The 13,998-nt window shown below is 64.5% G+C and carries 11 protein-coding genes and 1 pseudogene; 6 read left to right on the forward strand and 6 right to left on the reverse strand.

Annotated elements, in window-relative coordinates; translation table 11 throughout:
• Positions 1-159: pseudogene (locus tag YU9_RS48540) on the forward strand (IS701 family transposase); the annotation flags it as partial.
• 250 nt (positions 160-409) lie between these two features.
• On the opposite strand, the gene YU9_RS0136875 reads toward YU9_RS48540, so the two are convergent.
• Positions 410-1,030 carry a TetR/AcrR family transcriptional regulator gene (locus YU9_RS0136875; protein ID WP_027577202.1) on the reverse strand — a complete coding sequence of 207 codons (621 nt, stop codon included), beginning with the start codon at positions 1,028-1,030 and terminating at the stop codon, positions 410-412.
• Between the two features lie 70 nt (positions 1,031-1,100).
• On the reverse strand, positions 1,101-1,628 hold the full coding sequence (locus YU9_RS0136880; RefSeq protein ID WP_027577203.1) for a PaaI family thioesterase: 528 nt from the start codon (positions 1,626-1,628) through the stop codon (positions 1,101-1,103).
• A 156-nt stretch (positions 1,629-1,784) separates the two neighbouring features.
• On the opposite strand from YU9_RS0136880, the gene YU9_RS0136885 reads away from it, so the two are divergent.
• The 3 genes from YU9_RS0136885 to YU9_RS0136895 all read left to right on the forward strand — a co-directional run bounded on the left by YU9_RS0136885 (position 1,785) and on the right by YU9_RS0136895 (position 5,476).
• Positions 1,785-2,555 (forward strand): enoyl-CoA hydratase, encoded by a 771-nt coding sequence (locus YU9_RS0136885; protein WP_027577204.1) that lies wholly within the window; start codon positions 1,785-1,787, stop codon positions 2,553-2,555.
• Between the two features lie 324 nt (positions 2,556-2,879).
• Positions 2,880-4,076, forward strand: a complete 1,197-nt coding sequence (locus tag YU9_RS0136890; RefSeq protein ID WP_027577205.1) for an acetyl-CoA C-acyltransferase — start codon at positions 2,880-2,882, stop codon at positions 4,074-4,076.
• Positions 4,077-4,186: 110 nt separating this feature from the next.
• Positions 4,187-5,476: an MFS transporter gene (locus YU9_RS0136895; RefSeq protein ID WP_027577206.1), complete on the forward strand. Its 1,290-nt coding sequence runs from the start codon at positions 4,187-4,189 to the stop codon at positions 5,474-5,476.
• Here the strand turns inward: YU9_RS0136895 and YU9_RS0136900 are convergent.
• From YU9_RS0136900 to YU9_RS0136910, 3 genes are all read right to left on the reverse strand, one after another.
• On the reverse strand, positions 5,473-6,849 hold the full coding sequence (locus YU9_RS0136900; protein WP_245266701.1) for a carbohydrate porin: 1,377 nt from the start codon (positions 6,847-6,849) through the stop codon (positions 5,473-5,475). The genes YU9_RS0136895 and YU9_RS0136900 overlap by 4 nt on opposite strands.
• Positions 6,850-6,886: 37 nt before the next feature.
• Complete coding sequence (locus YU9_RS0136905; protein WP_027577208.1) at positions 6,887-7,903, reverse strand: transporter; 1,017 nt, start codon at positions 7,901-7,903, stop codon at positions 6,887-6,889.
• Between the two features lie 110 nt (positions 7,904-8,013).
• A complete protein-coding gene (locus YU9_RS0136910) occupies positions 8,014-8,793 on the reverse strand; it encodes an acetoacetate decarboxylase (protein ID WP_027577209.1) in 780 nt (259 codons plus the stop codon).
• A gap of 230 nt (positions 8,794-9,023) precedes the next feature.
• Between YU9_RS0136910 and YU9_RS0136915 the strand changes: the two genes are divergently transcribed.
• Together YU9_RS0136915 and YU9_RS0136920 are read left to right on the forward strand one after the other, a co-directional pair.
• Complete coding sequence (locus YU9_RS0136915) at positions 9,024-10,199, forward strand: patatin-like phospholipase family protein (RefSeq protein WP_027577210.1); 1,176 nt, start codon at positions 9,024-9,026, stop codon at positions 10,197-10,199.
• A 1,068-nt stretch (positions 10,200-11,267) separates the two neighbouring features.
• Positions 11,268-12,743: an FAD-binding oxidoreductase gene (locus YU9_RS0136920; RefSeq protein ID WP_027577211.1), complete on the forward strand. Its 1,476-nt coding sequence runs from the start codon at positions 11,268-11,270 to the stop codon at positions 12,741-12,743.
• Between the two features lie 73 nt (positions 12,744-12,816).
• Here YU9_RS0136920 and YU9_RS48545 read toward each other — a convergent pair whose 3' ends face one another.
• On the reverse strand, positions 12,817-13,410 hold the full coding sequence (locus YU9_RS48545; RefSeq protein WP_027577212.1) for a hypothetical protein: 594 nt from the start codon (positions 13,408-13,410) through the stop codon (positions 12,817-12,819).
• Positions 13,411-13,998 lie beyond the last annotated feature (588 nt).

A 13,998-nucleotide genomic window follows, 5' to 3' on the forward strand; every position in this document is an offset into this window, starting at 1 on the left:
GGCTTCCATCACCACGCAACCCTGTGCATCGCAGCCTACGGCTTCCTGATCGCCGAGCAGGCGACGATTCCCCCCTCAGGACCTCGTTCCGCCCCGTCGGTCCAGGTCCCTCCCTTACCCGACGATTACCGACCCAGAGGTTCCGCCCGCGCGGCCTGAACGCCATGTCCCGAACTCGATCGCAACCATGCACGCCCGCTTGCTTCGGGCGCTCATCAAGACCTTGCCGCGATGTCCGTGCTGTGGCGCCCGCGAAGCATCAAATGGACGTCGACGCCCATGACGCAGTAAGATTAGCCGAAGGCGTAACCCACCTCTTCTGTCTCCGCGGATAAACACAGTGGTGGGTTACGCCAAGCGAATGCGCTTCGCGCAATCGCATGGCCAACCCACCCTACGGCACCTCGAACTAATTCTGCTTCGCCTTCTTCGCGGTCGCCACCTTCGGCTCACGCTTCACGCTGCCCAGCGCACTGTCCCGGCCCGCCTTCAACACCTCGTCGGACAATTCGCTGGAGCCGGCGATGCGCGCCAGCAGCATGGTGCCGGCCATCGTCGCAAGGGTCGCGATCGCCTGCTTGCGGGCGGCTTTGCGCGGCACGTTCGGAACGAAGTCGGTCATCATCTCGATCATCTCGTCGAGCTTGCCGGCGAAGGCCTTTCGCGTCTTTGGGCTCTCGCGGGCGATCTCGGCGCCCAGCGCGGGGATCGAACAACCATGGCCGGGATTGTCGCGATGCAGCGTCGAGAGATAGGTCTCCACGATCTGGACAAGCTGCTTCTCGGGCGCGACCTGATCGGACTGCTTGCGCCAGTGCTCCATCGAACGGTCCATGGCATAGCCAAAGGCCTCGATCACCAGCGCCTCGCGGGAATCGAAATGCGCGTAGAATCCGCCATGGGTCAGGCCCGCCTCCTTCATGAGGTCGGCGACGCCGATGCCATGAGCGCCCTTTTCGCGCAGTCGCACGGAGGCCTTCTTGACGATCCGGTCGTGGGTTTCCTGCTTGTGTTCCCGGGAATAGCGCATGCGGATCTCATTGAATGTCGGAGATCATCTCATAACACGAAAGTAGCCCGAACGGTGCATTAATTCATGTTTAGTTGTTGCCGATCATGGAAAAGGTTGCAGTTGCATGGACCGCGAGCGCGCCTTTGCCGTCGCGGACGAAGCCTTCGGTGTAGCTGGTCTGGCGCCCCAGCTTGATGATCTTGCCTTCGGCCGAGATCAACCCGGACCGAACCGACAGCGGGCGCAAGTAGGTCAGCTTCAGATCGAGGGTCACCGAGCTTTGCCCGGCCTCGAGCCGGGTCGAGATCGCACATCCCATGGCGGTGTCGAGCAGCGCCGCTGCGGTCGCGCCGTGGAGAAGGCCGATGGTGTTCTCGAGATCCTCGCGCGGCTCCAGTTCCATGACGATCCGGCCCGGCTCGACCACTGCCATGACGAAGCCGATCAGCTTTGCGAACGGCGGCGGCGGCAGACGACCGTCGCGAATGCCAAGCATGGCGTCCATGCCTGACAGCCCCATGGCCGCTCTCGCGACCGGCGCAGGCACTTGCCAGTTCACCACGCGCTCACGCCGCTGCGCCGGCGAAAACAGGTCGAGTTGATCGATGTCGGCCATGGCCACCTCTTTGCATGGTAACCATCATACTATGCCACGGATTTCGCGTTGACAACTCCGTCCCTCCTGCCGGCTTGACAAACCGGCCGTTTCGGCTCGGAAGTGATCCCGACCAGCGTACCTTGCGCGTCCACGAAAGCCTTTCGAGATCCCACGATGGAAATGCTCAACCACCACTGCGGCGTGACGCGCGATGCGCGTGGCGTCCTTCATGTCGCAATCTGCAACGCCGGCCCGCTCAACATTCTCGGCTCGCCTGTGACCGACGCCGTGCGCGAAGGCCTCCAGCAGCTCAGCTCCGACCGCAGCATCCGCGTCGTGGTGCTGCGCGGCGAGAGCGAGAGGAGTATGATCGGAGGTGCCGACATCAAGGAGATGGCCCGGCTCGATCAGAAATCCGCCGAAGCCTTCATCAGCCGCCTGCGTGATCTCTGCGAGGCCGTCCGCCAGTTCCCTGCCCCGATCATCGCACGCATGCCGGGCTGGTGCCTCGGCGGCGGGCTTGAAGTGGCGGCGGCCTGCGACTTCCGGATCGCCGCGCATGATGCCCATTTCGGCATGCCCGAGGTGCGCGTCGGCATCCCTTCGGTGATCCATGCGGCGCTGTTGCCCCGACTGATCGGCTGGGCCCGCGCCCGCTGGCTGGTGATGACGGCGGAGAACATCGATGCCCCGACGGCGCTGGCATGGGGCCTGGTCGACAAGGTCGCCGCGCCCGGCGAGCTGGATGCCGAGGTCGAGCACGTCGTGGGAGCACTGCTCGCATGCGGCCCCGAGGCGCTGCGCTCGCAGAAGGCGCTGCTGCGGCAGTGGGAAGAACTGCCGCTGACGGAGTCGGTGAATCTGAGCGTGAAGGTGTTCGGCGAATCGTTCCTGACGGACGAGCCGACGCGGCTGATGCAGGCATTTGTGAACCGGAAGCGGTAGGCGCGCTATCTGCTGAGTTAGGCTCGCTCTACTCTGAAGGTGTCATGCCCCCGGCTTGACCGGGGCATCCAGTACGCCGCCGCCTCTCGGCTCAATCAGCCGTCTCTGGAATACTGGATCGCCCGGTCAAGCCGGGCGATGACAGCGGCGTGTGTGGAACGACCACCGCGCTCACAATGCCACCCGGCACAATCTCCCTGCTCCTCTCGAACGACCAAATCTCATCCGGACCACGACATTTTCTCATCCCTCGTGCGGTTGCATTTTTTGCGCTGCATCATATGATGCTCATAATCTTACCCTGTCATCGCATGGAGTTATCCCATGGCCGAAGCCGCCGATCCCGTCGTTATCGTCTCCGCCGCACGCACCCCGCTCGGTCGCTTCATGGGCGAGCTGTCGCCACTCCCCGCGCATAAGCTTGGATCACACGTGATCGGCGCGGCGCTCGAGCGCGCCAAGCTCGCGCCCGAGAAGATTGACGAGGTCTTCATGGGCTGCGTGCTGCCGGCCGGACAAGGCCAGGCACCGGCGCGGCAGGCGGCACGTAGCGCCGGCTTGCCGGACGCCACCGGCGCCACCACGGTCAACAAGGTCTGCGGCTCCGGCATGAAGGCGACCATGCTGGCGCACGACATCATTCGCGCCGGCTCGGCCGACATCGTCGTCTCCGGCGGCATGGAGAGCATGAGCAACGCGCCCTATCTGCTGGCCAAGGCGCGCGGCGGCTATCGCGTCGGCCACGACCGCGTCATCGACCACATGATGATGGACGGCCTGGAAGATGCCTACGAGACCGGCCGCTCGATGGGCGATTTCGGCGAAGCGACCGCGGAAGCCTATCAGTTCACCCGCAAGGACCAGGATGCCTACGCAATGGAGACGCTGAGCCGCGCCCGCAAGGCGGTCGAGGGCGGCGCGTTCAGGGCCGAGATCGCGCCGGTCACGCTCACCGAGAAAGCAGGTCCCCGCATGATCGCCAACGACGAGCATCCGCTGAAGGTCGATCCCGCAAAGATCCCCGGGCTGAAGCCGGCATTCCGCGCCAACGGCACCATCACGCCGGCGGCCTCCTCCGCCAATGCTGACGGCGCTGCTGCCCTCGTGCTGACCAAGCGCTCGCTGGCCGATCGCAACGGTCTGCCTGTTCTCGCCGAGATCAAGGGCCACGCCACACACAGCCAGGCGCCGCAATGGTTCACCACGGCGCCGATCCCGGCGATCCGCAAGCTGCTGGACAAGGTCGGCTGGAGCGCCGGCGACGTCGACCTGTTCGAGATCAACGAGGCCTTTGCGGTGGTGGCGATGGCGGCGCAGCGCGATCTCGGCATTCCCCGCGACAAGCTCAACATCAACGGCGGCGCCTGCGCGCTCGGCCATCCCATCGGCGCCACCGGCGCGCGGCTGATCGTGACGCTGCTGCATGCATTGGAGGCGCAGAACCTCAGGCGGGGCATCGCCGCGCTTTGCATCGGAGGCGGCGAAGCCACGGCCATTGCCGTGGAGCGGCTCACGCACTGACGCCAATGTCCTAAATTGAGGGAAGTCTGTCATTTCAGACTTCCCTCAGCTGTGTCAGATTGCGATGATAATACGGGTCCCTTGAGGCTCGCCAACAACACTGAGGCCCAATGATTTCGAACTGGCTCGCGGCAGCACTGTCCCGCCGCAACATCCACTACGGCTGGGTGATGGTCGGCGTGACCTTCCTCGCCGCGCTGATCAGCGCCGGCACGATTGGCGCGCCCGGCGTGTTCATCGTCCCGCTGCAGAAGGAGTTCGGCTGGAGCACGGCGGAGATTTCCTCCGCGCTGTCGATCCGCTTCATCCTGTTCGGGCTGATGGCGCCGTTCGCGGCTGCCCTACTCAACCGTTATGGCCTGCGCAACGTCACGCTGGCCGCCCAGCTGATCGTGGTCTCGGCGCTCGTGCTCTCGCTCGGCATGACGCAAGTCTGGCAGCTCATCGCGCTCTGGGGCGTGGTGATCGGGATCGGCACCGGCATGACCGCGCTGGTGCTGGGCGCGACCATTGCCACGCGCTGGTTCGCGGCGCGCCGCGGCCTCGTTGTCGGCATCATGACCGCGAGCGTCGCCACTGGCCAGCTCGTGTTCCTGCCGCTGCTGGCGAGCCTCACCGAACGCTACGGCTGGCGCCTCGCGCTCGGCTTCGTCTGCGTCATGCTCGGCGTGTCCGCACTGGCCGTGCTGCTCGCGATGCGCGACCGGCCGAGCGATGTCGGCCTGCGGCCGTTCGGTGACGAGGGCTCGACACCTCTGCCCGCACCACCGGTGAGCCACGGCTCGATCACGGCGGTGGCGCTCGGCACGCTGCGCGACGCCTCGAAGTCGACCGCGTTCTGGATCCTGTTTGCGACCTTCTTCGTCTGCGGCGCCTCGACCAACGGCCTCGTCCAGGTGCACCTGATCCCGATGTGCCTCGATTTCGGCATCCCGCAGGTGCAGGCCGCGAGCCTGCTCGCCGCGATGGGCATCTTCGATTTCTTCGGCACCATCATGTCTGGCTGGCTGTCGGACCGCTACGACAATCGCTGGCTCTTGTTCTGGTACTACGGCCTGCGCGGGCTCTCGCTGATCTTCCTGCCGTTCAGCGATTTCTCGTTCTACGGCCTCTCGGCCTTCGCGATGTTCTATGGTCTCGACTGGATCGCGACGGTGCCGCCGACCGTGCGGGTCACCGCGCAAAAGTTCGGCCCCGAGCGCGCCAATCTGGTGTTCGGCTGGATCTTCGCCGGCCATCAGCTCGGCGCAGGCACGGCCGCGTTCGGCGCCGGGCTCTCGCGGACAGTCTACCAAAGCTATCTGCCGGCCTTCTTCATCGCCGGCGCGCTCTGCGTGTTCGCGGCGCTGATCGTGCTGGCGTTATCGCGGCAGCCAAAACTACAGCCGGCGACGGCTTAATACCTGATCGTGGTGGTGACGCCGAACACCGCGGCGTCACCAATCCGCGAGACGCCGCTCGGATCATTCGGGCTCGGGATGCCGCCGGAGGGACGGAACACGTATTGGAAGTAAGGCGCGACCAGCCAGCCCGGCTTGATGTGCGCCTCGTAGATCATCTCGATCAGCGTCTCGTTGCTGCGCACCGGACTCTGGATGCCGGTGAAGGCCTGGGTGTCGAGATCGAGATTGCGCGCGGTGTTCGATATCCGCATGTAGGCCATGGCCACGCCGAAGCGATCGAGCGGACGGCCCGGCGTGAAGCCGACGAAGCCGATGCCGCCGTCGAGATAAAGGTCGATCAGGTTGCGGTCCGGCGGGCTGTAGGCGACGCGAGCGAAGGCGGTGACGCCCGGGAGCGAGGCCGAGGTGCTGTTCTCCCTGACCTCCGGCGGGCGGTAGAGCACCTGCTCAATCACTGCAAAGATTCCGTAGTTGCCGCGAAGCTTGGCCGCAATCCCGCTGCCGGAGGGATCGGCAATCGATTGCCCCTCCGCCGTGAAGCGCTGGCTGTCGAACGAGCCATAGTGCTTCCAGGCGCCCGGCGTGAAATTGCCGGCGAGCGGACGTCCGCCGACATCGATGTCGTAGTTGAAGCGGACCTGCCCGATCACCCAGGGCGGATCGTTGACGCGGAAGGCCAGGCCATGATGATCGCGTAACTGCGGATCGATATCACCCGGCCCCGAGGGATCGCCGTTGAACACCGCGCCATAGGCGGTGATCTTGTCTGATAGTGCAGCCCTGATCCGAATGCCGGGCACCGCGATCGGCGGCGCCGGCCCGCCGGCCGGGAGGTTGGATGCCTTGATCGCCGGCCAGCCGAAGGTGCCGTTGACGAACAGGTCGTCGGTCTGGCTGTCGAAGAACTCGACGTCGGCGGCCTGCTGGCCGGCCCTCACGTTCAGCCGATCATTGAAGAAGCTCTGCTCGAAATAGGCATTGTAGAGCCGCTGATCCGGCAGCGCCTCGATCTCGCTGATGGTGGCGAGGTTCATCACATAGTTGCGGGACAGCCCGCGGCCGTAGATCACGAGGGCATTGGCGTAGAAGCGGCCGCCGGTCCAGCCGACCAGCTTGTCGAGATCGGCGTCGACCGACAGATCGAGCCGACCGAAATGGATGGCGCCGCGCTTCACGCCGCCGGAGGCGTTGGCGATATTGTCCGCGATATAGATCGCACCGAAATTCAGGCCCTTGTCGGCGAGGCCGTCATGCCACTCGTTGAACCATCTTGGGGACAGCCATGCCGCCGCGCTCTCGTCCTTGGCGCCTGCAAACCCATTGGTGCTCCCGGCCGTCCACGCCAGCGCGATCGCGACCGCGCGTCGCAATGGAGATCTCTGGGCACGCCAAATCACGATCGATACGCTACTTGAATATGCCCGTCCGCCGCATGAAGAGGTAGGCAGCAGCAACCGAGGAGGCCATCAGCACCGCCGCCCAGAGGAATCCGGTCTCGACATGGGTGAGCGGCAGGCCCTTGGTGTTCATGCCGAAGATGCCGGTGATCAGCGTCGGCGGCAGCAGCATGGAGGTCACGATCGACAGCGTGTGGAGGTGGCGATTGCTCTCCTCCTCGTTCTTGAAACGCAGCTCCTCCTCGAGCAGGCGGCTGCGTTCGCGCAATTCGACGACATCGTGATCGAGTCCGTCCAGCCGCTGCGCCAGCTTGCCAGCGTGGATGCGCAAGGCCGGCGAGAGGTGATCGGTGTTCTTCTGGTCGAGGCGGTGGAACAGCACGCGCAGGCCGGTGAGCTGACGATGTAGCCTGACGCAGGTGCGGCGCAGCCGGCCCAGATTGCGGCGCATCTCCGGCCTGGTATCGTCAGCGAGAATCCGCTCCTCGATGTCATCGATCTCCTGCCCGAGCTTGTCGGCCATCCTGTCAAGCGTGTCGGCGACCTCGTCGACGATCTTCTCCAGGAGATGAGCGACATTGTCGACGCGGTAGCCGCCTTCGAGCACGCGCCGTGTCGCGTCCGCCGAGCACAGGGCGTGATGGCGGCCGCTGACCAGAAGGCGCTCGGTCATGGCGAAGCGCAGGAACGCGGTCTCCTCCGTCGGTCTGTCGATCTCGCGCACGAGATCGGAGAACACGCCATAGACGCAGTGATCGATCACATGGAGCTGCTGGAACGTGTCGTTCGACAGCAATAGCTCGCGCGCGAGCTGCGGCAGAGTTGATGCGGCGATCCACGGCCGCACGCGCGCATCCGTCAGGTTGAAATGCAGCCAGAGCCGGCCGTCATGGCTGAACTCGATCGGCTGGTCGATCGGCAGCGCCTCGGCGCTGCCGTCGCTGTGCAGGCGGAATGCCCAGACGAGACCGGGAATAGCAGGTTCGGCATTCGTTATCGCGCTGACTAGCTTTGCCGGCTCAGCCATGGCCAACCCCAACCGTCAACAATGCCTCGTATCCGGAAGATGGCTTACGACATCTTCCGGACCCACGCGGGTACTCAATTACGCCAGTGTTACAGTTTGATGATGGACCCTTACTCCGCCGCCAGCCCGGTCGCGGCGGCCTCGGCTTCCCTGATATAGTCATGGACGACGCGACCGAACGGCAGAGTCAGGTCGGCGATGTAATGGTGCGCGCCGAGGCAGCGCCGGACCGGGAAATCCGCGACCGGCGCATTGACATGCGGCACCAGATGCAAACGGCCCGGCCCCATCCACGAGCCCTTCGGCACGATGTCGATGAGGTTGATGGCGACGAGCTGGCAGACTTCGAGGCGGCCGTCGACGCCGGGGATCATCTTCAGGTTGACCTGCGTCTTCGACAGCGTGGCGCGGGTGAGATCGCCATTGCCGGCCATGCTCTCATGCTTGTAGCCCATCGTGCCCATGGCGACGAGCTGGCCGGCATACTCGAGCGTGCCCGTCAGCGTGTCCTTGACGATCTCGAGTTTTGGATGTGCGTACTTTTTCGGAAAACCCCAGATCTCGCGGCCGGCGGCGATCGGCGGATCGTCGTCCAGATACATCTGCGAGACGAAGTTGACCTCCTCGCCGTGGAGGCGCGCCGGGATGACGAGGCCGGACTCGGTGTAGCTGCCGAAGCCGGAGGAGTCCGGCATCTTGATCCATTCGTAATGCACGATCGGCTGGTCGATCGGCTCCAGCGGCTCGGGCAGGCCGGCGCGGATCAGTCCGGGATCGGTCTCGTAGGTGATGACGAGGAATTCGCGGTTGACGAAGCGATAGGGCCCGGCGGGATAGCTCGGCCCGGCCGCGGGCATCGACGGAAGTCTCAGCACGTCTTCCCTGCGCATCCCGATCTCCTGTGTGATGCTTTATGTGACGTCCGCCCGGCAGCGTCAGACGTAGATGCAGATTGCTAGCCGACCTCGTTGACCGCGCTGTGAAGGATTTCCGTCAGGCGCACGACCCGTGCCATTCCCGCTGCAGCCACCGTGCCTGCAGCCGATGCATCGGCGCCGAATTTGTCATCACGCCGTCACCGCCGGACGCAATCGTTTGCGAATACGCAGGGAGGCACAGCATGGACGCCCGCACGTCGCAACCGATGCATTCGACACATCAGCCGCCCGCGCGCGGCTGGCGGCCCGAGCGCTGCGACCGGGTCGCGCTGGTGCTGCAGGGCGGCGGCGCGCTCGGCGCCTACCAGGCCGGCGTCTACCAGGCGCTGCACGAGGCCGGCATCGAGCCGGACTGGGTCTGCGGCGTCTCGATCGGCGCGATCAACTCCGCCATCATCGCCGGCAACAAGCCGGAGAAGCGGCTGGAGGCGCTGCGCATCTTCTGGGAGCGGATCACCAACCGCAAGATCTGGCACTACACGCCAGATGGCGACGTCTTCCGGCAGTGGCGCAATCTCACCAGCGCGTGGATGACGTCGGCGCTGGGCCAGCCCGGCTTCTTCACCCCGCACCAGGTCAATCCCTGGTTCAGCCCGGTCGGCGCCCGCACCGCGACCAGCTACTACGACACGTTGCCACTGAAGGAGAGCCTGCGCGAGCTCGTCGATTTCGATCTCATCAACGAGAAGAAGGTCCGCTTCGCGGTCGGCGCGGTCAACGTGCTCTCGGGCAATTTCATCTATTTCGACAACACCCATGACGAGATCGAGCCGGAGCACGTCATGGCTTCCGGCGCCCTGCCCCCGGCGCTGCCGATGGTGCGGATCGGCACCGATCACTTCTGGGACGGCGGCATCGTCTCCAACACGCCGCTGCAGCACCTGCTCGACCAGGAGGATGCGCTCAATTCGCTGGTGTTCCAGGTGGACCTGTTCAGCGCACGCGGCGTGCTGCCGCGCTCGATCCAGGATGTGATGGCCCGCCACAAGGACATCATGTATTCCTCGCGCACGCGCCACAACACCGAGGTCTATCGCCGCACCCACAACCTCAAGGTCCTGCTCTACAAGGCGCTGGCGAAGCTGCCGGACGAGCAGCTCTCCGAGGAGGAACGCAAGCTCAAGGCGAGCCTGTGCAACATGCCGGAGATCGCAATCCTGCATCTGATCTACCAGCAGAAGGCCTACGAGGGCGACGCGAAGGACCACGAATTCTCGGGCACCTCGATGCGCGAGCACTGGACCAGTGGTTATGAGGACACCAAGCGCACCCTGAAGCGCCGCGACTGGATCAAGATGCCGGACGAAGGCATGGGCCTCGTGGTGCACGATGTGCACCGGGAGACGGAGTGGGCGTAACTCTGTCCTCCTCGTCATTGCGAGCGCAGCGAAGCAATCCAGTAACCCTCCGCGGAGACAGGCTGGATTGCTTCGCTGCGCTCGCAATGACGGAGCAAGTTGCGTCGTCTCCACCACCAATTCGCATTCCGCTTGTAGACACAACTTCGCATTCTCGCGACTCGTTTCGCCCGAGCTTTGCTCTCTTCGTTGCCCCTCTTGTTAAGAAAGGGCGCAGGGAAGGCCGGGCGCCGGCTGGCACCCGCGGTCCCGTGTGCGAACAAGACGCGCACGGGGTGGACAACAGGTGAAGCCGAGCGTGCGGCCTTCCCTGCGCGGATGGTTTTACGGCTTATGTCGCGCTCTCCCCGGGGAGCGATGCACTATTGCCCCCGTCGCCTTGCGGATGGCTGATGCGCTGACCCGGTTGGGCCAGCGCAATCACCGCAACACTTGACGCACAGACCCCGGGCGTCAGGACCACACGATTTTGCCGTCCGCGCACATCCCCGCCCCTGTCTGCGATGGCTGGCGTGCGCTCACCATCGCGGCCAAACGAGGACGCTGTCAGCGCCGTGTCGTACCGCGCGCACCGCTGCTCACGGGGCTTCCCGCCCTGCAGCCTGTCTCGCGCGACGACGCCGTCGCGGCCACCGCCTCCCGGCCCGCGTCTCGTGACGATCGCGAAACGCCCCTTGTGGCGGGCTGGGATGGGTAGATGTCTACGACAAATCCGAATTCTTGTAAAGCGAATTCTTGAACTGGGGAAAGGCAGCTTTCCCGCGGCCTATCCTTCGAGACGCCCGCTTCGCGGGCTCCTCAGGATGAGGATGGAGTGTGGCGGCAATTTCGACACGCATGACGCCGCTTAGCCTCATCCTGAGGAGAGCGCCACCGGGTCCGCGCAAAGCGCGGCCCGATGACAGGCTCCGCGATCGTCTCGAAGGGCGAGGCGCGCGCTCGGAAAAGCGGTCAAGCAGCCATTGCCAAAGTCCCGCACATTCTCGTTAGACTCCGCAGCCCAAACGTGGACAATAGCCACCGCACGTCACGTGCGCAGTGCACACCAAGATGCGCCAGGGGAAACAAATGCCGGCTGCCTTCCTGTCTTCCGATCCCATCATCCCGACCGCTCCCTTGACCTCCGGGATGCGCGATGCGTTGCGCGCGATCGTCGGCGAGAAGGGTCTGATCGAGGACGCGCACGGCATGCAGCCGTTCGTGTCGGATTGGCGGGGATTGCTGGTTGGCGGTGCCGGCGCCGTCGTTCGGCCCGGGAGCACCGAGGAAGTCTCGAAAGTCGTGCGGCTCTGCCATGAGCACGGCATCGCGATCGTGCCGCAGGGTGGCAACACCGGCCTGATGGGCGGGGCGACGCCCTGGCCCGCGCACACCGGCATCGTGTTGTCGCTCGGCCGCATGAACCGCGTGCTGGATGTCGACCCCGTCGGCTATTCGATGACGGTTGAGGCCGGCTGTGTGCTGCAGACGCTGCAGGAGACAGCAAGCCAGCACGACAGATTCCTGCCGCTCAGTCTCGGCGCCCAGGGCTCGTGCATGATCGGCGGCAATCTCTCGACCAACGCCGGCGGCGTGCAGGTGCTGCGCTACGGCAATGCCCGCAATCTCGTGCTGGGGCTCGAGGTCGTCTTGCCCAATGGTGAGGTCTGGGACGGATTGCGCGCGCTCAAGAAGGACAACACCGGCTACGACCTCAAGCACCTGTTCATGGGCGCCGAAGGGACGCTCGGCATCATCACCAAGGCCGTGCTCAAGCTATGGCCGGCGCCCAAGGACGTCTGCACCGCATGGCTGGCGATCCGGGATCCACGCGCGGCCCTGGAGATCCTGTCCGAAGCCCATAGTGCCTCCGAAGACAATGTCGGCTCCTGCGAGCTGATGAGCCGCAGTGCGATCGACATGGTGCTGCGCCATATCCCCGGCACCCAGGATCCGCTCAAGGCGGAGACGCCATGGTATCTCCTGCTTGAATGGTCGTCGGCGCGCCCACGCCGGGACGGGACCGAGGGCATGTCCGAGAAGCTGGAGCAGTTTCTCGCCGATCAGCTCGAGACCGGGCGCGTGCTTGATGCCGCGATCGCTCAGACGGTCGGCCAGTCGCGCAACATGTGGCGGATCCGGGAGAGTGTCGCCGAGGCTTCGCGGGCCGAAGGGCCTGGGCTGAGCTATGACCTGTCGGTGGCGATCTCCCGGATACCGGAGTTCATCGACAAGGGCACCAAGGCCGTGCTCGACATTCTCCCGAGCATCAGGCCTTACCCGCTCGGACACATCGGCGACGGCAATCTGCATTTCTCGTTCATGGGTCCCGTGGGCATGGATCAGCAGACGCTGGCTCAATACAAGGGCGCCATCACGCGGGCCGTCAACGATCTCATCACCTCGATGGGCGGCTCGATCTCGGCGGAGCACGGCATCGGCGTCGAAAAGCTCGACGAGCTCAGCCACTACCGGTCGAAGACCGAGCTCGACATCATGCGCACCATCAAGCGCGCGCTTGATCCGCAGAACATCATGAATCCCGGTAAGGTGCTGCGGCTGTGACCGATGCTGGGGGGGCGGGTCGCAAGGATGCTGCGACCCGACCGCGGTCTTGTCGAGAGTGGCGTCGCTGTCCTCAAGCCACCGAACCGCCGCGCGGATTGACGATCGTGTACCCTCGCAACGAACGCGCGTGGATTCGCGTCGTGTGCCCGCCCGAGTTGGCGTCATAGGCCATCCAGACGTCGCCACCGAGGTGCTGCTCCAGGACGAAGACGTGTCCTCGTCGCGCAGCAACCATTCCTGGTGCGGGTGATGTCCGCGGAAAGCGCAGCCAGTTGGACGCAAGATTCAATTCCGGCACGATGCGGCCGAACACGCGCAGGGCCGCGCCGCAGCCGCAGAAGGACGAGGGGCAACCGGCCGGACGGCCACCGACAATGCGAGCACCGGAGACACCGGAGCCGGCCGCCGGCGTGGCGGCGCCCCCAGCATCAGTCACTGTCAATTGCGTCGAGCGGTAGGCTTGCAGTGAAGGTCTGGAAATCAATGAAGATCTGGACGCTAATGAGAATCTGGACGTCCGCTCGCGTGGCGTCTGCGAATATGAGAAGTCGCAGGGCATGGTGACATTGCATTCAGGAGCTTGATGAATGCGGTAAGGCCGCGCTTCCGAAGCGGCAGAACCCAGGACAACGAAGAAGCACGCAGAAATTACTCGCTTGAACATTGCAGGACTCCAAATGAGAGACCCTGCCCCGGACAGCGAGAAACCAATAACAGTTTGGCTGAAATGGGCCTAAAGAGCGGCTGAAAATGGCTGCATTGCGCGACACGACCTGCAATCGTCTCATAGCCTACACGTAGCGACCGAGATGATTAACTCGCATCGCACGAATGCGCGCTCAGCGCGTCAAACTTGCCGCATGCAATCGCGTGCGGTTCGCGCCAGTTTAGGATCTCGGATCAGCGCTCCTCCGCCGCCCCTCGTGTCCCGGACGCGCTGCAACGCTTTAGGCGTTGCGGCGCTGAGCCGGGACCCATATGTGGACGGCCCCCTGCTGGCAAGAGGCGGAATGCTGGTTGTGATCGAAGCGATTGCGGCCATATGTCCGGTCTTTGATGCGGTCGCACATGACCGCTGCCAAGATGGGGTACACAGCACGAGTTCCAAACAGGAAGGCGGTGTCGAGCACCATAGGGTCCCGCGGAGTTTTGCCTCGTGTCTATGATCGATCGATCAGGTCCATCTTCCGTTCTCGAGCAAGCTTCGGCCTGCGGCGCGAGGCTGAAGCCTCACGCCGAAGTTCAACATGTG

The organism is Bradyrhizobium sp. WSM1743, assembly GCF_000473065.1.
GTDB lineage: Bacteria > Pseudomonadota > Alphaproteobacteria > Rhizobiales > Xanthobacteraceae > Bradyrhizobium.

What these genes read in the sequence shown, in the direction of transcription:
- YU9_RS0136915 (WP_027577210.1), top strand. Translation starts at nt 9,024, where the DNA reads ATGGACGCCCGCACGTCGCAACCGATGCATTCGACACATCAGCCGCCC.
- YU9_RS0136885 (WP_027577204.1), top strand. Translation starts at nt 1,785, where the DNA reads ATGGAAATGCTCAACCACCACTGCGGCGTGACGCGCGATGCGCGTGGC.
- YU9_RS0136895 (WP_027577206.1), top strand. Translation starts at nt 4,187, where the DNA reads ATGATTTCGAACTGGCTCGCGGCAGCACTGTCCCGCCGCAACATCCAC.
- YU9_RS48545 (WP_027577212.1), bottom strand. Translation starts at nt 13,410, where the DNA reads ATGTTCAAGCGAGTAATTTCTGCGTGCTTCTTCGTTGTCCTGGGTTCT.
- YU9_RS0136910 (WP_027577209.1), bottom strand. Translation starts at nt 8,793, where the DNA reads ATGCGCAGGGAAGACGTGCTGAGACTTCCGTCGATGCCCGCGGCCGGG.
- YU9_RS0136905 (WP_027577208.1), bottom strand. Translation starts at nt 7,903, where the DNA reads ATGGCTGAGCCGGCAAAGCTAGTCAGCGCGATAACGAATGCCGAACCT.
- YU9_RS0136875 (WP_027577202.1), bottom strand. Translation starts at nt 1,030, where the DNA reads ATGCGCTATTCCCGGGAACACAAGCAGGAAACCCACGACCGGATCGTC.
- YU9_RS0136880 (WP_027577203.1), bottom strand. Translation starts at nt 1,628, where the DNA reads ATGGCCGACATCGATCAACTCGACCTGTTTTCGCCGGCGCAGCGGCGT.
- YU9_RS0136920 (WP_027577211.1), top strand. Translation starts at nt 11,268, where the DNA reads ATGCCGGCTGCCTTCCTGTCTTCCGATCCCATCATCCCGACCGCTCCC.
- YU9_RS0136890 (WP_027577205.1), top strand. Translation starts at nt 2,880, where the DNA reads ATGGCCGAAGCCGCCGATCCCGTCGTTATCGTCTCCGCCGCACGCACC.